Origin of the sequence: Streptomyces decoyicus (assembly GCF_019880305.1) — a bacterium.
GTDB lineage: Bacteria > Actinomycetota > Actinomycetes > Streptomycetales > Streptomycetaceae > Streptomyces > Streptomyces decoyicus.
This window is the reverse complement of sequence record NZ_CP082301.1, coordinates 3,215,954-3,236,689: the sequence shown is the minus strand read 5'-3', so window position 1 is coordinate 3,236,689 and position 20,736 is coordinate 3,215,954. Positions and strand designations below refer to the sequence as shown.

21 protein-coding genes and 1 other RNA gene are annotated in these 20,736 nt (G+C 71.4%); 17 read left to right on the top strand and 5 right to left on the bottom strand.

What is annotated here, in order from left to right; translation table 11 throughout:
* Positions 1 to 14: 14 nt before the first annotated feature.
* From smpB to K7C20_RS14155, 5 genes are all read left to right on the top strand, one after another.
* The gene (gene smpB, locus K7C20_RS14175) at positions 15 to 518 is read left to right on the top strand and encodes an SsrA-binding protein SmpB (RefSeq protein WP_030083478.1); all 504 of its coding nucleotides are present in this window, start codon (positions 15 to 17) and stop codon (positions 516 to 518) included.
* A 124-nt stretch (positions 519 to 642) separates the two neighbouring features.
* Positions 643 to 1,012, top strand: a transfer-messenger RNA (tmRNA) gene (ssrA, locus tag K7C20_RS14170).
* Between the two features lie 263 nt (positions 1,013 to 1,275).
* The gene (locus K7C20_RS14165) at positions 1,276 to 1,587 is read left to right on the top strand and encodes a hypothetical protein (protein ID WP_030083476.1); all 312 of its coding nucleotides are present in this window, start codon (positions 1,276 to 1,278) and stop codon (positions 1,585 to 1,587) included.
* Positions 1,587 to 2,543 carry a WXG100 family type VII secretion target gene (locus tag K7C20_RS14160; RefSeq protein ID WP_030083474.1) on the top strand — a complete coding sequence of 319 codons (957 nt, stop codon included), beginning with the start codon at positions 1,587 to 1,589 and terminating at the stop codon, positions 2,541 to 2,543. The genes K7C20_RS14165 and K7C20_RS14160 overlap by 1 nt, the downstream gene beginning before the upstream one ends.
* On the top strand, positions 2,540 to 3,223 hold the full coding sequence (locus K7C20_RS14155) for a hypothetical protein (RefSeq protein ID WP_053209863.1): 684 nt from the start codon (positions 2,540 to 2,542) through the stop codon (positions 3,221 to 3,223). The genes K7C20_RS14160 and K7C20_RS14155 overlap by 4 nt, the downstream gene beginning before the upstream one ends.
* Here the strand turns inward: K7C20_RS14155 and K7C20_RS14150 are convergent.
* Positions 3,216 to 4,526 carry an MFS transporter gene (locus tag K7C20_RS14150; RefSeq protein ID WP_053209862.1) on the bottom strand — a complete coding sequence of 437 codons (1,311 nt, stop codon included), beginning with the start codon at positions 4,524 to 4,526 and terminating at the stop codon, positions 3,216 to 3,218. The genes K7C20_RS14155 and K7C20_RS14150 overlap by 8 nt on opposite strands.
* A 140-nt stretch (positions 4,527 to 4,666) precedes the next feature.
* Between K7C20_RS14150 and K7C20_RS14145 the strand changes: the two genes are divergently transcribed.
* Positions 4,667 to 5,641 carry a LysR family transcriptional regulator gene (locus K7C20_RS14145; protein ID WP_053209861.1) on the top strand — a complete coding sequence of 325 codons (975 nt, stop codon included), beginning with the start codon at positions 4,667 to 4,669 and terminating at the stop codon, positions 5,639 to 5,641.
* 128 nt (positions 5,642 to 5,769) lie between these two features.
* A complete protein-coding gene (locus K7C20_RS14140; protein WP_053209860.1) occupies positions 5,770 to 6,309 on the top strand; it encodes a DUF4232 domain-containing protein in 540 nt (179 codons plus the stop codon).
* 6 nt (positions 6,310 to 6,315) lie between these two features.
* Here K7C20_RS14140 and K7C20_RS14135 read toward each other — a convergent pair whose 3' ends face one another.
* Both K7C20_RS14135 and K7C20_RS14130 read right to left on the bottom strand, forming a co-directional pair.
* A complete protein-coding gene (locus tag K7C20_RS14135; protein ID WP_030083458.1) occupies positions 6,316 to 6,576 on the bottom strand; it encodes a DUF397 domain-containing protein in 261 nt (86 codons plus the stop codon).
* Positions 6,573 to 7,400 (bottom strand): helix-turn-helix domain-containing protein, encoded by an 828-nt coding sequence (locus K7C20_RS14130; protein ID WP_245171583.1) that lies wholly within the window; start codon positions 7,398 to 7,400, stop codon positions 6,573 to 6,575. The genes K7C20_RS14135 and K7C20_RS14130 overlap by 4 nt, the downstream gene beginning before the upstream one ends.
* 111 nt (positions 7,401 to 7,511) lie before the next feature.
* On the opposite strand from K7C20_RS14130, the gene K7C20_RS14125 reads away from it, so the two are divergent.
* The 4 genes from K7C20_RS14125 to K7C20_RS14110 all read left to right on the top strand — a co-directional run bounded on the left by K7C20_RS14125 (position 7,512) and on the right by K7C20_RS14110 (position 11,378).
* A complete protein-coding gene (locus K7C20_RS14125; RefSeq protein ID WP_030083454.1) occupies positions 7,512 to 7,916 on the top strand; it encodes an ATP-binding protein in 405 nt (134 codons plus the stop codon).
* A gap of 68 nt (positions 7,917 to 7,984) precedes the next feature.
* Positions 7,985 to 8,185, top strand: coding sequence for a hypothetical protein (locus tag K7C20_RS14120; RefSeq protein ID WP_030083452.1), 201 nt, complete (start codon positions 7,985 to 7,987; stop codon positions 8,183 to 8,185).
* Positions 8,186 to 8,427: 242 nt separating this feature from the next.
* Positions 8,428 to 9,897: a nitrate/nitrite transporter gene (locus K7C20_RS14115; protein ID WP_030083450.1), complete on the top strand. Its 1,470-nt coding sequence runs from the start codon at positions 8,428 to 8,430 to the stop codon at positions 9,895 to 9,897.
* Positions 9,898 to 10,187: 290 nt separating this feature from the next.
* Positions 10,188 to 11,378, top strand: a complete 1,191-nt coding sequence (locus K7C20_RS14110; RefSeq protein ID WP_030083448.1) for a uroporphyrinogen-III synthase — start codon at positions 10,188 to 10,190, stop codon at positions 11,376 to 11,378.
* Between the two features lie 229 nt (positions 11,379 to 11,607).
* On the opposite strand, the gene K7C20_RS14105 is transcribed toward K7C20_RS14110, so the two are convergent.
* Positions 11,608 to 12,384 (bottom strand): class I SAM-dependent methyltransferase, encoded by a 777-nt coding sequence (locus tag K7C20_RS14105; protein WP_030083446.1) that lies wholly within the window; start codon positions 12,382 to 12,384, stop codon positions 11,608 to 11,610.
* Between the two features lie 231 nt (positions 12,385 to 12,615).
* On the opposite strand from K7C20_RS14105, the gene K7C20_RS14100 reads away from it, so the two are divergent.
* From K7C20_RS14100 to K7C20_RS14075, 6 genes are all read left to right on the top strand, one after another.
* On the top strand, positions 12,616 to 13,257 hold the full coding sequence (locus K7C20_RS14100; RefSeq protein ID WP_030083444.1) for a CGNR zinc finger domain-containing protein: 642 nt from the start codon (positions 12,616 to 12,618) through the stop codon (positions 13,255 to 13,257).
* Between the two features lie 101 nt (positions 13,258 to 13,358).
* The gene (locus K7C20_RS14095; protein WP_088797889.1) at positions 13,359 to 13,898 is read left to right on the top strand and encodes a sigma-70 family RNA polymerase sigma factor; all 540 of its coding nucleotides are present in this window, start codon (positions 13,359 to 13,361) and stop codon (positions 13,896 to 13,898) included.
* Positions 13,895 to 14,629 carry an anti-sigma factor family protein gene (locus tag K7C20_RS14090; RefSeq protein WP_030083440.1) on the top strand — a complete coding sequence of 245 codons (735 nt, stop codon included), beginning with the start codon at positions 13,895 to 13,897 and terminating at the stop codon, positions 14,627 to 14,629. The genes K7C20_RS14095 and K7C20_RS14090 overlap by 4 nt, the downstream gene beginning before the upstream one ends.
* 221 nt (positions 14,630 to 14,850) lie before the next feature.
* Entirely contained in the window at positions 14,851 to 17,355 is a 2,505-nt protein-coding gene (locus K7C20_RS14085) for a HelD family protein (RefSeq protein WP_053209859.1), read from the top strand.
* A 425-nt stretch (positions 17,356 to 17,780) separates the two neighbouring features.
* Positions 17,781 to 19,214 (top strand): NAD-dependent malic enzyme, encoded by a 1,434-nt coding sequence (locus tag K7C20_RS14080; protein WP_030083434.1) that lies wholly within the window; start codon positions 17,781 to 17,783, stop codon positions 19,212 to 19,214.
* Between the two features lie 307 nt (positions 19,215 to 19,521).
* Positions 19,522 to 19,803 carry an HU family DNA-binding protein gene (locus K7C20_RS14075; RefSeq protein WP_030083433.1) on the top strand — a complete coding sequence of 94 codons (282 nt, stop codon included), beginning with the start codon at positions 19,522 to 19,524 and terminating at the stop codon, positions 19,801 to 19,803.
* A 157-nt stretch (positions 19,804 to 19,960) separates the two neighbouring features.
* Here K7C20_RS14075 and K7C20_RS14070 read toward each other — a convergent pair whose 3' ends face one another.
* Positions 19,961 to 20,641 (bottom strand): HAD family hydrolase, encoded by a 681-nt coding sequence (locus K7C20_RS14070; protein WP_053209858.1) that lies wholly within the window; start codon positions 20,639 to 20,641, stop codon positions 19,961 to 19,963.
* Between the last annotated feature and the right edge of the window lie 95 nt (positions 20,642 to 20,736).

Sequence of the window (20,736 nt, the reverse complement as noted above, 5' to 3'; positions counted from 1 at the left end):
AAAATGGCCGCACTATGGCTAAGGACAAAGGCAAGGGCAAGGACAAGGACCCCGGGCGCAAGCTCGTCGCGCAGCACAAGAAGGCGCGGCACGACTACCTCATTCTGGACACCTATGAGTGTGGCCTGGTGCTGACCGGCACCGAGGTGAAGTCGCTGCGGCAGGGCCGGGCGTCGCTGGTGGACGGTTTCATCCAGATCGACCGCGGTGAGGCCTGGCTGCACAACGTACATATCCCCGAATACGCCCAGGGCACCTGGACGAACCACAGCGCGCGACGCAAGCGGAAGCTGCTGATGCACCGCGTGGAGATCGACAAGCTGGAGGCCAAGAGCCAGGAGTCGGGGCACACGATCGTGCCGCTGGCCCTCTATTTCAAGGACGGCCGGGCCAAGGTCGAGATCGCTCTGGCCAAGGGCAAGAAGGAGTACGACAAGCGGCAGACGCTCCGCGAGCAGCAGGACCGCCGCGAGACGGACCGGGCGGTCTCGGCTGCCCGCCGGCGACAGCGGGCCTGATCTGCCCCGATGGGACCGGTCCCGGCCGGCCCGCAGGGAATACGCTGGCAACGGCAGCCGTTGTTCACGTACGATGGGTCCACACCCCATGAGGGGTGCGGGTACCACCTTGATAAATCAACATGGGGATGATCGGTTTCGACAGCGGATGTCGAAGCAGGGGAAGCGAGTCGAGGAAGCGGCAATGATCTCGTAAACCATATGTCGCAACCAATAATCGCCAACACCAAGCGCGATTCCTTCGCCCTCGCTGCCTAAGTAGCGACTTGCGAAGTGTCAGCCCGGGGCTGTTCCCGACCCGGATCCTGGCATCGACTAGGGAACTAAACTTCTAGACCCGGTCACGGGGTTTAGAAGGAAATCAAACAGTGACTGAGCCCGTCGGAGACTTGTTCGCGTGATCTCCGGGGCCGAGAAAATCGCAGCGAACTGCACTCGGAGAAGCCCTGTTTCTGCACCGTTGGACGCGGGTTCGATTCCCGCCATCTCCACAATTCCCATGTGAGGCCCAGGCCCCGCTGTCCGACAGGACGGCGGGGCCTGAGTCGTTTCGGGCGCCGGTTCCGGGCGCCGGGCACCGCGTTCCCTTCGGGGTGCGAGCTTTTCTGCGGGTTTCCACCCGATAGAGAATTCAGGCCGATACGCGAGCTTCGGGCCGAGCGGTGGGTGAATGCCCCAGAGGTGTTTGACGAATCCTTGACTCCAGGTGTGTCATTGCCAGGCAAAGTGACGGCAATGGGGGAGCAACGGGGGAGCAATGGGTCAGGGCGCCGATGTCGAGGGCGATGCGCTGCGTCGCTATGCCAATGCGGCGGAGAGCGCGGCGGACCGGATCGACAAGATCCGCAAGCGGACGGCCGGGCTGGATCTGTCGGACGGAGTGTTCGGGCAGCTCCCCGAGGCGAACAGTCTGCGGGCCGACTACATCGATCAGAAGGACCAGTCGGGCACGGACCTCGAAGGGGCCGGCGAGATGCTGCGGTCCATCGCCGACGCGGTCCGTGGCTCCGCGGACAATTACGACGCCAACGAAGAGGACACCGCGAACAGCTTCGGCGGCGGTGCCTGATGGGGGCGGGACAGGCCGCGTCGAGCGCGCTGGACCGGATCAACTACACCCTGGACTGGAGCAATCCGCTCGCCGCGACCCTCGACGAGATCATCAAGGGCGTCCTGAAGCAGTGCGGCGCCGACGACTGGTTCGACTGGGTCACCGGCGACAGCGAGTTGCTGGAGGAGACCGCCCAGGAGTGGCGGAGCGCGGCGCGCGATCTGCGCGGTGTGGTCGAGGACCTGGTGGCGGAGCGCAAGGCCGTGCGGCATGCGTGGCAGGGCGACGCCGCCGAGGGGTTCGACAAGACCATGACGGACTTCGAGCAGGCCCTGCTCGGTGAGGCCGACGACATGGATACCGTCGCCGAGCTGCTGGAGATGGCCGCCGCGGCCTGCGCCATGGCCGAGCAGGCCATGAGCGAACTCCTCGTGGAGATCGTCGAGGCGCTGATGGTCACCGCCGCCACCACGGCGATCCTCTCGCTGCTGACGGCCGGTGCCGCCGCGGCGATCGGGCCGATGGCGGGTGCGGCGAATGTCGCGTACCGGGCCGCGAAGGCCACCCGGATCGCTGCCAAGCTCGCCGACAAGCTCGCCGATATCGCCAAGCGGACGCAGGCGCTGGCGAAGCTCTCCCGGCTCCGCCGGTATCTGCGCGGGCTGGACCGCGCGAAGATCAAGGAGTGGAAGGGCGCACGGCGGCGGATCGCCGGCGACCTGCTGCACGGCAACCGGCCGTCGGGTACGGATGTCGCCCAGTTCCTCGCCTGGAAGCAGGGCAAGAAGATCGCCAAGGGTGTCCTCGGGGTCGATCCCGGTGGTGCCCTGACGGGTGCCATGATCGAGAACGGTCCGGCGCTCGCGGAAGAGACAGTGGAATACCACAGGCGCCCGGAGCCGAAGAGCTTCGACGAGCGCATGGACGAGTCGCCGGCGCAGGCCAAGCAGTCGGTGCGGGAGGCCTTCGGGTGAAATTCGCCGACGAGCTGTGGTCGGGGCTCAAGTCCGCCTTGGTGCCCACGGACCGGCATGCACTGGCCCGTGCGGCCAAGGAGCGGGCGGCGGCCGTGCTGCCGCCCGGGGAGAGGGTCGTCGCCGGCCATCCGGTCGAGGCGGGCGAACAGCTCCCCGAGCCGCCCCGGCAGTTCCGGCAGCAGGCGTTCTCGGCACAGCGCACCACCGGTGACCGGCTCGTCGACGGCATGGGACGGGCCGAATGGGGACTGCACCGCCTCAACCCCGTCAACGCCGTGGTGGACCGGTGGGACGACCGCCACCACCCCGACACCCCTCAGCTGTCGGGCAGCTGGGAGAGCCTGGCCGGGCAGCTGGCGGCCGTGCTGCGGCCCCGCTGTTCGTTTCGGTACCTGTCGGTGCTGCTGGTGACCGACCGCCATCTCCATGTGGTGCGGGTGCGGCTGGCCGGCAACCGGCGGGAGCCGATGGCCGGTGCGGAGGCGGTGGAGTACGCCTGGCGGGTGGAGCGGCGGCAGGTCGCCTGGGTGCGCAACCGTACCGACGTGCGGCACGGCACGCACGAGGTCGGCTTCGTGGACGGTTCCTGGGTGACGTTCGCGTTCACGGTCGGGGGGTACGGCCCGGCCGTTGCGACCTTCCCCCGGCAGTTGCGGTACACGGACCCGATCAGATGACGGGCGCCGCCGGACGGTTCGGGCGACGGCGTGCCGTGAGCAGGGTGACGGCCGGCGCGAGGGCGGCCGCCGCCGCGGGAACCCCGTAGGCGGCGCCCGCCCCGGCCAGGTGGTCGACCGCCCACCCGCCGCTCGCCGATCCGGCCGCGATACCGCCCAGCAGCGCGGTCACGGCGAGCGTCATGCCCTCGTTGAGCTGACCGGGCGGCGTCAGCGACTGGACGAGTCCCATGCCGGTGACCATGGTCGGCGCGGTCGCCATACCGGCCAGGAGGAGCGCGACGGCCAGTGCGGCAAGGCTCCCCGTCGCGGCCGCGAGCAGCGGGAGAAGCATCAGGGCCGCCATCGCCGCGGTGCAGCCGAGGAAGCGGTGGCCGGCGCGGCCCCTCGGCCGCAGCAGGCCGTAGAGCAGTCCGGCCGCGCAGGAGCCGGCCGCCTGGAGGGCGAGCAGGCCGCCTGCCGCGGTCCGGATGCCGTGCCCGTCGGCGAAGGCGATCGTCACGACCTCCAGGGAGCCGAAGACCGCGCCGGTGGCGAGGAACGTGACCAGGAGCGGCGGCAGCTCGGGCAGGCGCAGGGGTGAGCGGGGCCGGCCGGTGGCCGGTGCCGGCGCCACGGGCGGTTCGGTGCGGCGCTGGGCGGCGAAGAGCAGCACCCCGGTCAGCAGCAGCGCCGCGGCCACCGCCGTGCCCGCCTCCGGGAAGAGGACGGTGCACAGCAGCGTGGCGAGCACCGGTCCGAGCATGAAGCACAGCTCGTCCGCGGCCTGTTCGAAGGAGTTGGCGGTGTGCCGGGCGGCCGGGTCGTCGCGGAAGAGGTGCGCCCAGCGGGCGCGCGACATCCCGCCGGTGTTGGGCGTGGTGGCGGTGGCGGCGTAGGAGGCGAAGAGGGTCCAGTCGGGCGCGCCGTGGCGGACGCACAGGAGGAGCGAGAGCGAGCCCAGGACGGCGAGCGCGGTGGCCGGGACCGCGATGCGGGCCTGGCCGTGGCGGTCGACCATCCGGGCGGTCCACGGCCCGACCAGCGCCGTTGCCGCCAGCCCGGTCGCGGTGACCGCCCCGGCCAGCGCGTAGGAGCCACGCGACCCGGCGATCATCAGCACCGCGCTGACGCTGAGCATCCCCATCGGCAGCCGCGCCAGCAGGTTGGCGGCCGTGAAGGCGCGGGTGCCGGGGACGGCGAAGATCCGGCGGTAGGGGGCGAGGGGACGGAAGCGGAGGCGTACGGGCCGTGCCGGGCGTACGGGCCGTGCCGGGCGTACGGGCGGGGCGGTGACCGGGCGAGCAGCGAGGAAGAGGATCATGCGTCTACGGTCGCTGTCGCTCCTGCGGTACGTCCAACACCTGGTCAGCGCCCATTCACGCACCTGTGTTGTCAATGTGCGTCAGCCCTCGGCACGCATCGGCACACACCGGCAAGGAGCGCTGCTGCCAGGATGAGCCGATGCCGTACGACACCGATCCGCGTCTGCTCCGCGTCTTCCTCGCCGTCGCCGAGGAACTGCACTTCACCCGGGCCGCCGCCCGCCTGTACGTCGCCCAGCAGGCGCTGAGCCGCGACATCCGGCGCCTGGAGCGGGAGCTGGGTGCCGCGCTGTTCGTACGGACCACCCGCCAGGTTTCCCTGACGGCGGACGGGGCGCGGCTACTGCCGCTCGCGCGGCGGGTGTTGGCCGCACACGACGAGCTGGCCGCCACGTTCCGGTCCGCCCCCGAGCGGCCGCTGCTGGTCGATGTGGGGGTCCCGATCGGTACCGCCCACGGGGCGCTGGAGGCGGCCAGGGAGCGGGTGCCGGACAGCTGTGAGCTGGTCGCCCGCTTCCACAGCGGGCTGACGGGTGCGGCGGCCGAGGTCGCGGCCGGGCGGCTCGATGTCTCCTTCGGCCGGATCGCGGCGCTGCCGCCCGCTGTACGGGCCGGGCTGGAACATCAGCCGGTCCGCCTGGAGCCGATGGCGGTCCTGCTGCGCGAGGACCATCCGCTGGCCGCGCGGCCCGCCGTCGCCCTCGCCGAGCTGGCCGGCGAGACGCTCTACGCGGGCGCCGGAAACCCGCAGACCGCGGAGTGGACGGACCTGGCCGAGCGGCTCTTCGCGAGCCGCGGCATCGCGACGGCCGAGCCGTTCCCGGAGATCGAGGGCTCGCAGGAATTCGTCCGGGTGGTGCGCAAGAGGGGGTGGTCGGTGCTGGCGAGCGTGGAGTTCATCGAGGTGCCCGGGATGGTGCTGCGGCCGCTCGTCGATCCCGTACCGCTCTCGCCGGTCTCGATGGTGTGGCGGCGGGGGCTGCGGCATCCGGGGCTGGACGCGTTGCGGGCGGCCGCCCGGGAACTGGCCGAGAAGCAGGGCTGGTTGGTGCTGCCCGGGAACGCCTGGTGGCTCCCGGAGGGGGATGCGCGGGTGATGGGCATACGGGGGTGATGGGCGTACGGGGTGACGGCCCGGCGTGCGCGGCGTTCGGCAGAAGATGTGGTCGCAGAGGGAACCCCGGGTGCGCAAAAACTTTCCTAAACGGCAGGGAAATGTGTGCCGAACGAACAGGGGGAGCCATGCGACGGCGTTCACTTCTTGCGGTGGGGGCGGCCGCGCTGACCTTGACCGTGACGGCGGGCCTGGCCGTGACGGGCTGCGGTACGTCGCGGATGACGGCACTGCACGCCAACTGCACGACCAAGGGCCTGCGCTGGAAGCTCACCGTCCTGAAGAAGAAGCCGCGCACGGTGCATCGCGAGGCGCGGCTGTCCATCGCCAACACGGGCGCGGGCCCCTGTGTGTTCCGCGGCTTCCCGGCCTTCGAGATCCACGTCGGCAAGGGACCCGAGTCCGATGCCGTAGGGCATGGCAAGACCCTGCCGATAGACCTGCCGCGCGGCGGTACGGTCCTGGCGCCTCTGCGCTACAAGGACTGCCCCAAGGACACGCCGCCGAGTGCCGCCATGGTCAGCAACGACACCGCCGTGGTGTCCGCGCCGCGCGACTACCCCCGCCGGCAGGCGGTCGTGGCACGGGACGAGGCGGGCAAGCGGCTGCGGATGACTCTCTGCGCGGACCGGATATGGATGGACCCACCGCGGGAGGCGGCCGAGTAGCCCCGGTTACGGAGCCGTTGTGGCGGCAGCGCTACGTACGGCGTACGAGGTGAACGAGGCCCAGGCGCCCGGCGAGAAGTCCAGGTGCGGGCCCCGGGGGTCCTTGGAGTCGCGGACGTGGATGGTGGTGGGGTGGGTGGCCACCTCTACGCAGGCGCCGCCTTCGTCGCTGCTGTGGCTGGACTTGCGCCAGGTGTAGGCGACTTCCAGGCAGGCGCCGCCTTGCTCGCTGCTGTAGCTGGACTTGAACCACGTCAGGTCGGTCATTGCTCTCCTAGCAGCCGGTCCAGAAGGCCCATGGTCTCTTCGGCGTTGAGGGCCTGCATTCGCAGCATTCCATATTTCTGGGTGAGACTGCTGACCTTGTCCGGGTCGGAGATGAGGTGGCTGCCGAGTTGCGTCTCGGAGTATGCGAAGTGCTGGTGGTCGGGGGTCTCCAGCAGCACGAAGGGCCCGGAGAGACCGGCATGGCTGGTGTTGCCGAACGGCATGACCTGGATTGCTACTCCGGGTAGATCGGCACATGCGCGCAGATGCCGCAGCTGCTCCCGCATGACGTCATGGCTGTCGAGGTGATCCTTGAGGACGGCCTCCGAGATGATGAAGCTGGCAATGACGGGTACGGCGCGATGCAGGATTTCTTGGCGTTCGAGCCGGGCCTCGACACGCTGCTCGATCGTCTCTTTGCTCAGGGCTGGTAGGTCGTTGCGAAATGTCGCGCGGGCGTACTTCCCGGTTTGGAGCAATCCGGGGAGCACTTGGTTCTCGTACCACGACAAGGCGACAGCCACCCGCTCATAGGCGATGAACTCCTCCGCCCAGATCGGGTACTTCTCCTTCGGTGGCAGCTTCGCGACCCCCGCCGCCAGCGCCCCGCCCGTGTTCAGGAGCTGGTCGAACTCGGTCGCGAGATGCGGCATCAGGGCACGCCTGCCCTGCTCGATGGAGGCGATGGTCTCCTCGGACGCGGTGGTGCGCTCCCCGAGGCTGCGCTGGGTGAGGCCGGCGTTGATGCGGAACAGCGCTAATTGGGCGCCGATGACTTCCATGGCTGCGGAGTGTCGGTTCTTGGGCTTGGTTCGCGCCTGCATGGCGTTGCCCTCCCCGTACTTCGGTGCCGGTGACCGTGCGTGCGCCCGTACTCACCACGTGTACGGGTTCACCCACTGTGCAGCGTAGTTACTCACTGCGACCGTCGTCGCATGAACGCAGAGACTCAACTCCCTTTTCCACGCGAGCGGTTCTACCGGCGCGAGCGGCGGTCGGTGCCGCTCGCGAGGGAATTCGTGCGGGCGGCGCTGGTGGAGTGGGGCGTCGGGGAGCGGGCGGAGGCGGTGTTGCTGTGTGTGAGCGAGCTGGCGACGAACGCGCTGCGTCACGGGGTCCCGCCTGGGCGCGGGTTCCAGCTGTACGTGTGGCCGCCGGCGGGCGGGGTGCTGCGGCTGGAGGTGCACGACAGCGGGGACGGATGGCCGCGGGTGCGGACGGGCGACGGTCCGGTGGACGAGGGCGGGCGCGGGCTGCTGCTGGTGGAGGCGCTGGCGGACAAGTGGGGCGTGGGGGAGCGGATGCCCGGCAAGATCGTCTGGTGCGAGTTCGCCGTGTGACCGGTCTGGGGGTGGAGGTGTACTACCACCGTTGGACAGGTGTTGCGCACGGCGTCAATCTGTCCTGTATGGCAGCGACGAAGGGATTTCGGCCCACCGAAGAGGACGCGCGGATCATCAGGGATGCGATGCGTGGTGGCGAGGGCACCAGTGATGTGATCCGGCGTGCGCTGCGACTTCTGGAGCGTGAGGAATGGGTCTCCCGCGCCCGCAGCGACGCAGGGCGTCTGGCCGATGAGGACCTGACCACGGAAGAGGACGCCTGGTGATCTGTGGCGCCGTCTGCCGCGTCGACTTCGGTGATACGAAGCGCGGGAACTATCTCGACCGAGATGAACTCGCCGAAGTCGAACATGCCGTGACGCATTACCTCGGCCTCTGAAGAGGCCCGCCCTCACCGGCCACCGCCCCGTCGCGTGAGTGCAAGGTTGCGTCCCCGTCACCGGGCGGCACGGTACGGAAACCCGTCGCCCCTAGCGTCAGGGAGCAGGACCTGAACCCTGGAGGCGCGATGACGGCCGCGGCAGCAGATACCCGTAGCGAGAACCCTGACGACACCCCTGCCGACGGCCGTAGCGACGGCCCTATTGAGGGCCGCGCGAGGAGGGGCGGCCGCTGGATCGAGCACTGGGACCCGGAGGACGAGGGCTTCTGGCGGGAGACGGGGGAGCGGGTCGCGCGGCGGAACCTGGCCTTCTCCGTCGTGTCCGAGCACATCGGGTTCTCCATCTGGAGCCTGTGGTCGGTGATGGTGCTGTTCATGGGGCCCGAGTACGGGATCGATCCGGCCGGGAAGTTCTTCCTGGTGGCGATGCCGACGCTGGTGGGCGGGGTGCTCCGGGTGCCGTACACCTTCGCGGTGGCGCGGTTCGGCGGGCGCAACTGGACGGTGATCAGCGCGGCGATGCTGCTGGTGCCGGTCGCGGTGGCGGCGGTGGTCATGGAGCCGGGCACGTCGTACACGACGTTCATGCTGGTCGCGGCGCTGGCGGGGGTCGGCGGCGGGAACTTCGCCTCGTCGATGACCAACATCAACTCCTTCTATCCGCTGCGGAAGAAGGGGTGGGCGCTGGGGATGAACGCCGGTGGCGGCAACATCGGCGTGCCGGTGATCCAGCTGCTGGGGCTGCTGGTGATCGGGACGGCGGGGGCCGCGCATCCGCGGATCGTGCTGGCCGTCTATGTGCCGCTGATCGTCCTCGCGGCGGTGCTCGCGGCGCTGTTCATGGACAACCTGGCGCCGGTGACGAACGACACCGGGGCGGCCCTCGACGCCGCGCGGGAGCCGCACACCTGGGTGATGTCGCTGCTGTACATCGGCACGTTCGGGTCGTTCATCGGCTACAGCTTCGCCTTCGGGCTGGTGCTCCAGAACCAGTTCGCGCGCACGCCCCTCCAGGCCGCGTCGCTGACGTTCATCGGGCCGCTGCTGGGGTCGCTGATCCGGCCGGTCGGCGGGCGGCTGGCGGACCGGTTCGGCGGCGCCCGGATCACCCTGGGGAACTTCGTGGCGATGGGCCTGGCCACCGGGGTCGTCATCTACGCCTCGACGGTGCGCTCGTTGCCCGTGTTCCTCGTCGGGTTCATCGCGCTGTTCGTGCTGACGGGGCTCGGCAACGGCTCCACGTACAAGATGATCCCGGGGATCTTCCAGGCCCAGGCGCTGCGGCGCGGGCTGGAAGGGGAGGCGGCCGCGGTATACGGACGGCGGCTGTCGGGGGCGGCGATGGGGCTGATCGGTGCGGTGGGTGCGCTCGGCGGGCTGGGCATCAATCTGGCCTTCCGGCAGTCGTTCATGGTGGCCGGATCGGGCACCCCGGCGTTTGTGTCGTTCCTGGCCTGCTACGTGGTGTGCGGGGCGGTGACCTGGGGCGTGTACCTGCGGCCCGCGGTGCGCGGGCGGCGTGCGGCGCAGGCGGCGGACGGGGCGGACGCGGCGGCCGTGGACGGGGAGCGGCCGGCGGTGTACGCGGAGGTGTGAGCGGGGGGAGGGGGAGGGGCGCGGGGCCGTCGTATCGGGCCGTCGGGCCCCTTCCGCTGCCTCTGCCCCGGCCCCTGCCCCTGCCCGTGCCGTGCCCGTGCACCGGCCGGTGCACGGGGCGTCGTACGGGTGGGCAGGCGGCCGCCGTAACCGCGGGGAAATACTGGAGGACCGGGACCGTCACGTGCCGTTGACACCTTGGCATCTTGACAACCTGGTACTCGGTGCCGCCCGAGCCGCGGCGGTACGGGAGCACGAGGCAACACCACTCTGGGCGGAGCGGGACGACCATGCACGATCAGCAGCAGGAGCACAGTGAGCAGGAGCGGACGGCGCCGGAGGCGGAACCGGCCGTCCGGCCGCTGGACGGGTTCACCGTCGGGGTGACCGCGGCCCGGCGGGCGGAGGAGCTGGGCGCCCTGCTGGAGCGGCGCGGCGCCCAGGTGATGCATGCGCCCGCGCTGCGCATCGTCCCGCTGCCGGACGATACCGAGCTGCTCGACGTGACCCGGGACCTGATCGACCAGGCGCCCGATGTCGTCGTGGCCACCACCGCCATCGGCTTCCGCGGCTGGATCGAGGCCGCGGAGGGCTGGGGCCTGGGCGAGGCGCTGCTGGACCGGCTGGCCGGGGTGGAGCTGCTCGCGCGCGGGCCCAAGGTGCGCGGCGCGATCCGGGCCGCCGGGCTGACCGAGAAGTGGTCACCGGCCTCCGAGTCGATGGCCGAGGTACTGGACCGGCTGCTGGCGGAGGGCGTCTCCGGGCGCCGGGTGGCCCTACAGCTGCACGGGGAGCCGCTGCCGGGGTTCGTCGAGGCGCTGCGGGACGGTGGTGCGGAGGTGGTCGGCGTCCCCGTGTACCGGTGGATGCCGCCGGAGGACATCGGGCCGGTCGACCGGCTGCTGGACGCGGTGGTGTCGCGCGCCCTGGACGCGGTGACGTTCACCAGCGCGCCGGCCGCCGCGTCGCTGCTGCGCCGGGCGGGGGAGCGCGGGGTCCGCGAGGAGGTGCTGGCGGCGCTGCGGCAGGAGGTGCTGTCGGTGTGCGTGGGGCCGGTGACCGCGCTGCCGCTCCAGGCGGAGGAGATCCCCACGCTCCAGCCGGAGCGCTTCCGGCTGGGTCCGCTGGTGCAGCTGCTGTGCCGTGAACTCCCGGGCCGGGTACGTACCTTGCCGGTGGCGGGGCGGCAGCTGGAGATCCGCGGGCACGCCGTCGTGGTGGACGGGGCGCTGCGGCCGGTGCCGCCGGCCGGGATGGCGCTGCTGCGTGCGCTGGCGCGCCGCCCCGGCTGGGTGGTCTCGCGCGCGGAGCTGCTGCGCGCGCTGCCGGGGTCGGGCACGGACGAACACGCGGTGGAGACCGCGATGGCCCGGCTGCGGGGGGCGCTGGGCGCGCCCAAGCTGATCCAGACGGTCGTCAAGCGCGGCTACCGGCTGTCGCTCGACCCGCATGCGGACACGGACAAGTACAGCGGGGAGTAGCGGACACGGGCAAGGACGGCGGGGAGTTGCGGACCCGGGCAAGGACGGCGGGGAGCGGCGGACCCGGACTGGTACGGCGGGCAGTAGCGGCCCCGGACTAGTCGGCGGGGAGTAGTGGACCCGGACTGGTACGGCGGGCAGTAGCGGCCTCGCGAGGGCCGGGACCGGGGCCGGGGCCGTTCCGTCGGGCCGGGGCGGCTTCTTTCGGCCATGATCCCTCGGGCCGGCCCTACTCCGGGTTGTTCACGCGGATCTTGGACTGGCCGTGCGGCCGCTTCTCCCAGTCGTCCATGAAGCGCGCCTGAAGGCCGTGCTTCCGGGCCAGTTGCAGCAAGGTCTCGGTCCGGTAGTAGAAGTCCTCGTGCAGTACCTGGTGTTCGGCGCCCTCGGTGCGGTCGAAGGTGAAGTCGAAGAAGCCGCCGGGGGCCAGGATCCGGCCGACATGGGCCAGGCACTCGTCGATGACGCCGATCGGCGAGTGCGAGAAGACGCTGTGCGCGTGGACGACGTCGAAGTGGGCGGACGGCAGGAAGTCCAGCTTCAGGTCCTGCGTGATGGTCAAGTGCGGCAGCTTGTCCTGGAGTTCGTAGGTCGTCAGGGTCTGCTTCGCGGAGATCAGGATGTCCGGCGAGATGTCGATGCCGTAGTAGTTGCCGGTGTCCAGATGGGCGATGAAGCGCCAGCCCGCGCGCAGATTGCCGCAGCCGATGTCGAGCATCCGGTGGCCGGGCTCCAGGCCGTGCTCGGCCAGGTAGTCGAACTGCATCTCGCCCAGCGCCAGCCAGCGGTCATGGCTGCGGCTGCCGACCGCGGCCTCCGGGTTGCGGCCCGCGTCGGAGGCCATCACCGCCCGGTAGTACGCGACGTGGTCGGGGTGCTTGAGGCGGAGCCAGGTGTCGCGGGCGGTGCGCTTGACGTACGGGGCGATCCGGGCCGGATGGCGGACCGCGTACCCGATCTTGTGGGTCAGACCGGCGCGGTTCGTGAGCAGGGACTTGCGCGACATGGAGACCTTCGTCCTGGAGGGGCGGGGGCGCTACGGCATGCGGCGGGCCGGGGCGAGGGCCCGCTGACCGCCGCGCCGCGGACTATACCCGAGATGTATACGCAGAGCGTCTACTCTCCGTGTCTACGTGCGGTGTATGCATGGAGTGACCGCTTCCGGAGGGTTCCGGCGGGCCCGTGCGGCGGGCACTCTGGGAGCACACACGTTTGGTCCCTAAGGAGTGACAGGCACATGGCGACGCCTTGCGACCTGCGGTTCGACTGCGGGCGGATCTGCCTGGACCTGGCGGCCACGACCGGCGGCGCCCCCGCCGAACGGCTCACCGGCCCCGACCAGTTGCGGGCCTGGCTGGTCGGGGCGGGGCTGGTGCCGCGCGGCACCCCGTTGGATGGCCTCGACGCCGGCTGGGTCGGCCGTTTCCGCGCCCTGCGGGAGCTGGTGCGCCGCCTGGTGCACGAGGAGCTGCGGGGCGGGGCGTCCGATGCCGATCTGGCGCTGCTCAACTCCGCGGCCGCGTCCGGGCAGCCGCCCGCCCCGCGCGCGGTACGCACCGCCGACGGCACCCTGGCCCGTGCCCTCCCCGGCCCGCCCGACTGCGCCGGGCTGCTGGCCGCGGTGGCCCGGGACACGGTCTCGCTGCTGACCGACGAGGTGGCCCGCGAACAGCTGCGCCAGTGCGAGGGCGAGAGCTGCACCCTGGTGTATCTGGACACATCACGCGGCCGGCGCCGCCGCTGGTGCTCCAGCGAGGTGTGCGGCAACCGGGAGCGGGTGGCGCGGCACCGGCGGCGGACGACGGTGCGCCGGGAGCAGTCGGCACGTGCTGGTCAGGGGGCTGTGACCGGCGCAGAAAAGTTTTCCGCCGAACTCTGAGTAACCCGCCCGTCCCGTCCGTACTCCTCACCGCAAGTCCGATTCATGGCAGGGTCCCCCGGCGATCTTGGGCGATCTGGGCTATCGACCCGGGAGTTGGAGTGCGTAAGGATGCCGTCGTGGCAGACAGGACGACACCTGACGAGGAGCTCATGCGAGCCCTCTATGACGATCACGCGGGCCCGCTTCTCGCCTTCGTCCTGCGATTGGTGGCGGGCGACCGGCACCGCGCGGAGGACGTGGTGCAGGAGACGCTGGTGCGCGCCTGGCGCAACGCCGACCAGTTGCAACGGGCTACCGGCTCGATACGACCCTGGCTGGTGACCGTCGCACGGCGGATCGTCATCGACGGGCACCGCAGCCGGAAGGCAAGACCCCAGGAGGTCGATCCGACCCCTCTGGAGACGATGCCGGCCGCCGACGTCATCGACCGGGCACTGCGCATGATGACGATTTCGGAGGCGCTGAGCGACCTGAGCCAGGCCCATCGAGAGGCTCTCGTCGAGACGTACTTCAAAGAACGTACGGTCAACGAGGCAGCGGAGGTGCTGCGCGTACCGGCCGGGACCGTGCGGTCCCGGGTCTTCTACGCGCTGCGCTCCCTGAGACTCTCGCTAGAGGAACGAGGAGTGACGGAGTGAACCCGCCCACGCAGCACACCGACGTCGGCGCCTACGCGCTGGGCGTCCTGGACGCTGCCGACGCCGACCGGTTCGAGGCGCATCTCGTCGGCTGTCACCAGTGTGCGGCCGAACTCGAAGAACTCATGGGCCTGTCACCGGTACTGGCCGAGTTCAAACAGTCCGCCCCGACCCCGCAGACCATCACGGCCGTGCCCGGCCCGGGGCTGCTGGACGGACTGATGGGCGAGGTCGCCGCCACCCGGCGCGGCCGTGCCCGGCGCCGGCTGTTCCTGGTCGCCGCGGCCGTCGTGCTGATCGTCGGCGGGCCGGTCGCCGCCCTCTCCCTGAAGCCCCAGGCCCCCGAGGAGAAGCCGGCACCGCCGCTGGCGAACGCCGTCCGGGCCCAGTACGCGGCGGGCGAGAAGGCGAGCTCGGTCGACCCGGACACCAAGGTCTCGGCGGGCGTCTCCATGGAGGCCCGGCCCTGGGGCACCCAGGTGGTCCTGGAGCTCGCCAACGTCAAGGGGCCGCTCACCTGCGACCTGGTCGCCGTCGGCAAGGACGGCAAGCGGCAGACCGTCACCACCTGGGCGGTGCCCAAGGGGGGCTACGGCATCCCGGACGGCGCCATGAAGTGGAACCGCGAGCCCCTGTACGCGGCGGGCGGCGCGGGCTTCAACCGCGGCGATATCGACCATTTCGAGATCAACACGCAGGACGGCAAGAAACTGGCGAAGGTGGACGTCTGAGGCGGGCGGGCGACGCCCCGGGCCGGGTACGGCACGGGGCGCCCCGTCAAGGACCGCCATGCCGACGATCGGCAATCCCCACGACCGGGGCACGCCCGACGTAAAGCCTTGAGTCAACATCCGACCAAACTCGCCCGACTTTGTCCCTTTCACCAGGTGCGCGCGGTGCCTGGTTCGCGTACGGTTGACGGCTGCCCTACGCACAGCAGAAGGGGGCCTGGGTGGCCGCGCACAACGCCACGCACGCACCGGATCACGCTTCGGATTCCGTTCGCGACCGTGAGATCGAATCCGAGCAGACGCATCTGGACCGCGTCTACCGGCGCCTTGAGGAGAAGATCCACGAGGCGGAGTTCCTGATGGACGACGCCGCCAAGCGCGGCCAGGTCGGCACGCCCGGCGCGCTCGCCGAGCGCGACGCGCAGGTCTTCCAGGCCGGCGCCCATCTCCACCGCCTGAATTCCGAATACGAGGACTTCCTCTTCGGCCGGATCGACCTGCTCCTCGGCAAGGACGGAAAGAAGGGCCCGGACGGCGCCTTCACCTCCGTCGAGCCTGCCGACGGGGCGATCGAGGACAACCGCGCCGCGATCGCCGAGACGCTGCACATCGGCCGCCTCGGCGTGCTCGACGCGGAGTACTCCCCGCTGGTCATCGACTGGCGGGCGCCGGCCGCCGCGCCCTTCTACCGGGCCACCCCGGTCGCCCCCGGCCGGGTCGTCCGACGGCGGGTGATCCGTTCCAAGGGCCGAAAGGTCCTGGGCGTCGAGGACGATCTGATGCGCCCGGAGGTCACCGCGACGCTGGACGGCGAGGAGCTGCCGGCGGTCGGTGACGGTGCGCTGATGGCCGCGCTGGGCCGGGCCCGCAGCCACACCATGCGGGACATCGTCGCCTCCATCCAGGCCGAGCAGGACATGGTGATCCGGGCCCCCGCCGCCTCCGTCACCGAGGTCGAAGGCGGCCCCGGCACGGGCAAGACCGCGGTCGCCCTGCACCGCGCCGCCTACCTCCTCTACCAGGACCGGCGGCGCTACGCGGGCGGCATCCTGATCGTCTCCCCGACGCCGCTGCTGGTCGCGTACACCGAAGGCGTGCTGCCCTCGCTCGGCGAGGAGGGCCAGGTCGCCATCCGGGCGCTCGGCTCGCTCGTGGACGGCGCCGAGGCGACCGCCTACGACCCGCCGGCGGTGTCCCGTATCAAGGGCTCGTCGCGGATGCAGAAGCTGCTGCGCAAGGCGGCCCGCGGGGCGCTGGAGCTGGCGGCCCCCGCGGCCGCGGCGCCGGAAGAAGCCGACGGGACGGCGGGCGCGGACGCCCAGCTCTCCCTGGAGGACCTCTTCACCGCGCCCGCGCAGAACGGCGACGACGGTGCCCGCAACGGCCGCCGGACCCGCTCCAGACCCTCCCGGCCCGCCCCGGCCGCACCCGCCCGGCTGCGGGTCGTCGCCTTCGGCGGCCGGATCGAGCTGGACGCCGACGAACTCCACGCCATCCGGCAGTCCGCGCTCAGCGGCACCGCACCGGTCAATCTGCTGCGCCCGCGCGCCCGCCGGCTGATCCTGGACGCCCTGTGGACGAAGTCCGGCGCGGCCCGCCGCTACACGGACCCCGAACTGGCCGCCGAGGCCCGCGAGGGCTTCGACGAGGACATCACCACCGAGCCCGACTTCCAGGAGTTCCTGGACGCCTGGTGGCCCGAGCTGTCCCCGCGCGGGGTGCTCGCCGCGATGGCCGACGAGCGTCTGCTGGGCCGCTGGGCGCGCCGCCTCCTCAACCAGCGCGAGGTGCGCCAACTGGCCCGCTCCCTGCGCCGGTTGGACAGCACGGGGCAGGGCCCGCTGTCGGTGCACGATGTCGCGCTGCTGGACGAGCTCCAGATGGTTCTCGGCGCCCCGCTGCGCCCGCCCCGCCCGCGCGAGGCCGATCCGCTGGACCACCTGACCGGCCTGGAGGAGCTCTCGACCTACGCGGACCGCAACGGCGGCGGCCGCAGCCGGCGCGAGCGGCTGGAGGAGGAGCGCACCGACTACGCCCATGTCATCGTCGACGAGGCGCAGGACCTGACGCCGATGCAGTGGCGGATGGTCGGCCGCCGGGGCCGGCAGGCGACCTGGACGGTCGTCGGCGACCCCGCGCAGTCCTCCTGGTCCGACCCGGACGAGGCCGCCGTCGCCCGCGACGAGGCGCTCGGCACCCGCCCGCGCCGCCGCTTCACGCTCACCGTGAACTACCGCAACCCCGCGGAGATCGCCGCGCTGGCCGCCAGGGTGCTCGCGCTGGCGATGCCCGGTATGGAGTCGCCGAAGGCGGTCCGCTCCACGGGCCTCGAACCGCGCTTCGCGTGCGTCGCGGACGGGGACCGGGGAGCCGGGCCCGCCGACGACGCCGCGCTGGCCGAGGCCACGGTGGCCGAGGCCGAGCGGCTGCTGGGCGAGGTGGACGGCACGGTGGGCGTGGTGGTGGCCATGAACCGTCGGGCGCAGGCCCGGCGTTGGCTCGCCCCGCTCGGCGACCGGGTGGTGGCGCTGGGCTCCCTGGAGGCCAAGGGGCTGGAGTACGACGCCACGCTGGTGGTCTCGCCGGCCGAGATCGCCGACGAGTCCCCGGCGGGACTGCGGGTGCTGTACGTGGCGCTGACCCGCGCCACCCAGCAGCTGACCGTGCTGTCGGCCGGACGGGACGATCCGGATGCGGCCGGAGTGCCCGACCTGCTGCGGGACTGACCGCGCGCCGGCGTGTGCCGGCACCCGTACGGCGGCCTCGGCCGGGCGCTGCGCGCCGCCGTACGAGGGGTCTTGAAATCGGCCCCGCGGGACGGGATTCGCTTCCGGGGTTGGTTTGTTAGCCTTGGTGACGGCACCGGCCCGATCCAAGCCCCCGGGCCCAACCATCGTCGCTACGAGCGACCACTTGCCGCGAGGCGAGCATGGCGGGTCGGTGTCATTGACTTCCGAGAGGCCCACGTCACCTGGTGACGTGGGCCTCTTTGCTGCGTAGGCAATTTCTCGTATGGTGGAAGTCGTTTTCCGAAGGTGCGCGCGCCCGCGAACAAAATGTTCGCAATGCGGGGCGGCTACCGCGTACTGCGCGGTAGGTGCGACGATCGGACGGCAATCCAGCGACACGGTGAAAGCAGAGGAAGTCGGCCATGGCAACGGCGCCCAGCGTCTCCTACTCGATGACGGTCCGGCTGGAGGTGCCCGCGAGCGGAACCGCGGTCTCCCAGCTCACCACGGCCGTAGAGTCCCACGGAGGCTCGGTGACCGGCCTCGACGTCACGGCGTCCGGACACGAAAAGCTCCGCATCGACGTCACGATCGCGGCGACCTCCACGGCCCACGCCGACGAGATCGTCGAGCAGCTGCGCCACATCGAGGGCGTCTCGCTCGGCAAGGTCTCCGACCGTACCTTCCTGATGCACCTCGGTGGCAAGATCGAGATGTCGTCGAAGCACCCCATCCGCAACCGTGACGACCTGTCGATGATCTACACCCCGGGCGTCGCCCGCGTGTGCCAGGCCATCGCCGACAACCCCGAGGACGCCCGCCGGCTGACGATCAAGCGCAACAGCGTCGCGGTCGTCACCGACGGCTCCGCCGTCCTCGGCCTCGGCAACATCGGCCCCAAGGCCGCGCTGCCCGTCATGGAGGGCAAGGCGGCCCTCTTCAAGCGCTTCGCCGGCATCGACGCCTGGCCGCTGTGCCTGGACACCCAGGACCCCGACGCGATCGTGGAGATCGTCAAGGCCATCGCCCCCGGCTTCGCGGGCATCAACCTGGAGGACATCTCCGCCCCCCGCTGCTTCGAGATCGAGGCGCGGCTGCGCGAGGCCCTGGACATCCCGGTCTTCCACGACGACCAGCACGGCACCGCCATCGTGGTGCTCGCCGCGCTCACCAACGCGCTGCGCGTCGTCGGCAAGAAGACCGAGGACGTGCGGGTCGTGATGTCCGGCGCCGGTGCGGCCGGTACGGCCATCCTCAAACTGCTGATCGCGGCCGGTGTCCGGCACGCCGTCGTCGCCGACATCCACGGTGTGGTGCACGCCGGCCGTACGGACCTGGTCGACGCCGACCCGGACTCGCCGCTGCGCTGGATCGCCGACAACACCAACCCGGAGGGCGTCACCGGCACCCTCAAGGAGGCCGTGGTCGGCGCGGACGTCTTCATCGGCGTCTCCGCGCCCAACGTCCTGGACGGCGACGACGTCTCGAAGATGGCCGAGGGCGCGATCGTGTTCGCACTCGCCAACCCCGATCCGGAGGTCGACCCGGCCGTCGCCCGGCAGACCGCCGCCGTCGTGGCCACCGGCCGCTCGGACTTCCCGAACCAGATCAACAACGTCCTGGTGTTCCCCGGCGTCTTCCGCGGCCTGCTGGACGCACACTCCCGTACGGTGAATACCGAGATGATGCTGGCCGCGGCCGGCGCCCTCGCGGATGTCGTCCTGGAGGACGAGGTCAACCCGAACTACATCATCCCCAGCGTCTTCAACGAGAAGGTCGCGGGCGCGGTGGCCGGAGCGGTCCGGGAAGCGGCGAAGAGCGGCGACCCGGCTGTGACGGCTGCCACGGCGGTCTGAGTACGGCGCGTCGCTGGACACGCCGCCGTTGGGGCCCCCATAGGGTGGCGGGCAGCAAGCGACCGCCGCCCTGTGGGGCCGGCCCGGAGCGGGAATGATACGGAGCGTCACCACTAACGAGGCAGTGGCGCTTTTCGTGTGACCCTCCTGGGTGCCGGATTGGCTTTACCGCCGCAGGTGGGGGCAGGATGCGTAATCGGGCGCGAGGGTCTGGCACCAGACCCGGGTCCGGGGACTGTCCGAGGACCCTGGCAGCATCGGCTTCGATCTCACGCCTCATTGGCAAGAAGAACACGGGAGTACAAACATGAACCGCAGTGAGCTGGTGGCCGCTCTGGCCGATCGCGCCGAGGTGACCCGCAAGGACGCCGACGCCGTTCTGGCCGCCCTCGCCGAGGTGGTCGGCGAGGTCGTCGCCAAGGGCGACGAGAAGGTCACCATCCCCGGCTTCCTGACCTTCGAGCGCACCCACCGTGCCGCTCGCACCGCGCGCAACCCGCAGACCGGCGACCCGATCCAGATCCCGGCCGGCTACAGCGTGAAGGTCTCCGCGGGCTCCAAGCTCAAGGAAGCCGCCAAGGGCAAGTAATACCCCTAGAACGGCATAAAAGGCGGCCATCCCTCCCAGGGATGGCCGCCTTTTCGTGTGCCACGGGGTCCTGCCCGGGGTTCCGTTTGGGGTCACGCCCGGGGGCTGCCCCGCGGAACGGCCCGCGCCCGTCCGGAGCGGCCTGTGCCCGCCGGGATCAGGCGGGCCGGGGGAACGGGAAGTCCGCCAGGTCCACGTCCTCCAGAGAGGCCACCACGGCCGTACGGGGACCGGGCACGATGCCCGGCACGCTCGGTACGGCCAGCAGCCGGCAGCCCGCGGCCAGCGCCGCCGCGGCGCCCGTGGGGGTGTCCTCGACGGCCAGGCAGTCCGCGGGGGCGACGCCGAGACCGGCCGCGGCGGCCAGATAGGGGTCCGGGTGCGGCTTGCCGCGCGGCGCCTCGCCCGACGTGACCGACAGCGCGAAGCGGTGCGCGCCGAGCGTGCGCAGCACCAGATCGGCGACATGCCGCTCGGAGGCGGTGACCAGGGCGGCCGGGACGCCCAGCGCCCGCGCCCGGTCCAGCAGCCGCAGCGCACCCGGCTGGACGGTGACGCCGGATGCGACCCGGGCGGTGAAGTCCTCGTCCAGCCGGGCGGCCGTCCGGGTGACACCGAGGCGCACCCCGTACGTGTGCACCAGGCGCTCGGCGGCGGCGTCGACCGGGGCCCCGGCGAAGTCCGCCAGCACCTCGTCCGTGGCCGCCAGGCCCTGCTCCCGCAGGAACCCGGCCACCGCGTCCAGCCATTGGTGCTCGGTGTCGACGAGAGTGCCGTCCATGTCGCACAGCAGGGCCGCGGGGAGCGTGCGGGCGGGCGGCGGGGGGATCACGGGCATCGGCGGGCTCGCAGTTCGCTGGTGAGGGCGTGAGGCGTGAGGGCGTTGGGGCGTCGAGGGTGTGGCGAAGGGGCGGGGCCGGGGCGCGGGGGCCC

Bases quoted from the DNA above. Each gene is read 5' to 3' on its own strand.
- K7C20_RS14080 (WP_030083434.1), top strand. From the start codon at position 17,781: ATGGCAACGGCGCCCAGCGTCTCCTACTCGATGACGGTCCGGCTGGAG.
- smpB (WP_030083478.1), top strand. From the start codon at position 15: ATGGCTAAGGACAAAGGCAAGGGCAAGGACAAGGACCCCGGGCGCAAG.
- K7C20_RS14125 (WP_030083454.1), top strand. From the start codon at position 7,512: ATGAACGCAGAGACTCAACTCCCTTTTCCACGCGAGCGGTTCTACCGG.
- K7C20_RS14160 (WP_030083474.1), top strand. From the start codon at position 1,587: ATGGGGGCGGGACAGGCCGCGTCGAGCGCGCTGGACCGGATCAACTAC.
- K7C20_RS14120 (WP_030083452.1), top strand. From the start codon at position 7,985: ATGGCAGCGACGAAGGGATTTCGGCCCACCGAAGAGGACGCGCGGATC.
- K7C20_RS14110 (WP_030083448.1), top strand. From the start codon at position 10,188: ATGCACGATCAGCAGCAGGAGCACAGTGAGCAGGAGCGGACGGCGCCG.
- K7C20_RS14070 (WP_053209858.1), bottom strand. From the start codon at position 20,641: ATGCCCGTGATCCCCCCGCCGCCCGCCCGCACGCTCCCCGCGGCCCTG.
- K7C20_RS14140 (WP_053209860.1), top strand. From the start codon at position 5,770: ATGCGACGGCGTTCACTTCTTGCGGTGGGGGCGGCCGCGCTGACCTTG.
- K7C20_RS14150 (WP_053209862.1), bottom strand. From the start codon at position 4,526: ATGATCCTCTTCCTCGCTGCTCGCCCGGTCACCGCCCCGCCCGTACGC.
- K7C20_RS14130 (WP_245171583.1), bottom strand. From the start codon at position 7,400: ATGCAGGCGCGAACCAAGCCCAAGAACCGACACTCCGCAGCCATGGAA.
- K7C20_RS14135 (WP_030083458.1), bottom strand. From the start codon at position 6,576: ATGACCGACCTGACGTGGTTCAAGTCCAGCTACAGCAGCGAGCAAGGC.
- K7C20_RS14075 (WP_030083433.1), top strand. From the start codon at position 19,522: ATGAACCGCAGTGAGCTGGTGGCCGCTCTGGCCGATCGCGCCGAGGTG.
- K7C20_RS14105 (WP_030083446.1), bottom strand. From the start codon at position 12,384: ATGTCGCGCAAGTCCCTGCTCACGAACCGCGCCGGTCTGACCCACAAG.
- K7C20_RS14145 (WP_053209861.1), top strand. From the start codon at position 4,667: ATGCCGTACGACACCGATCCGCGTCTGCTCCGCGTCTTCCTCGCCGTC.
- K7C20_RS14165 (WP_030083476.1), top strand. From the start codon at position 1,276: ATGGGTCAGGGCGCCGATGTCGAGGGCGATGCGCTGCGTCGCTATGCC.
- K7C20_RS14115 (WP_030083450.1), top strand. From the start codon at position 8,428: ATGACGGCCGCGGCAGCAGATACCCGTAGCGAGAACCCTGACGACACC.
- K7C20_RS14100 (WP_030083444.1), top strand. From the start codon at position 12,616: ATGGCGACGCCTTGCGACCTGCGGTTCGACTGCGGGCGGATCTGCCTG.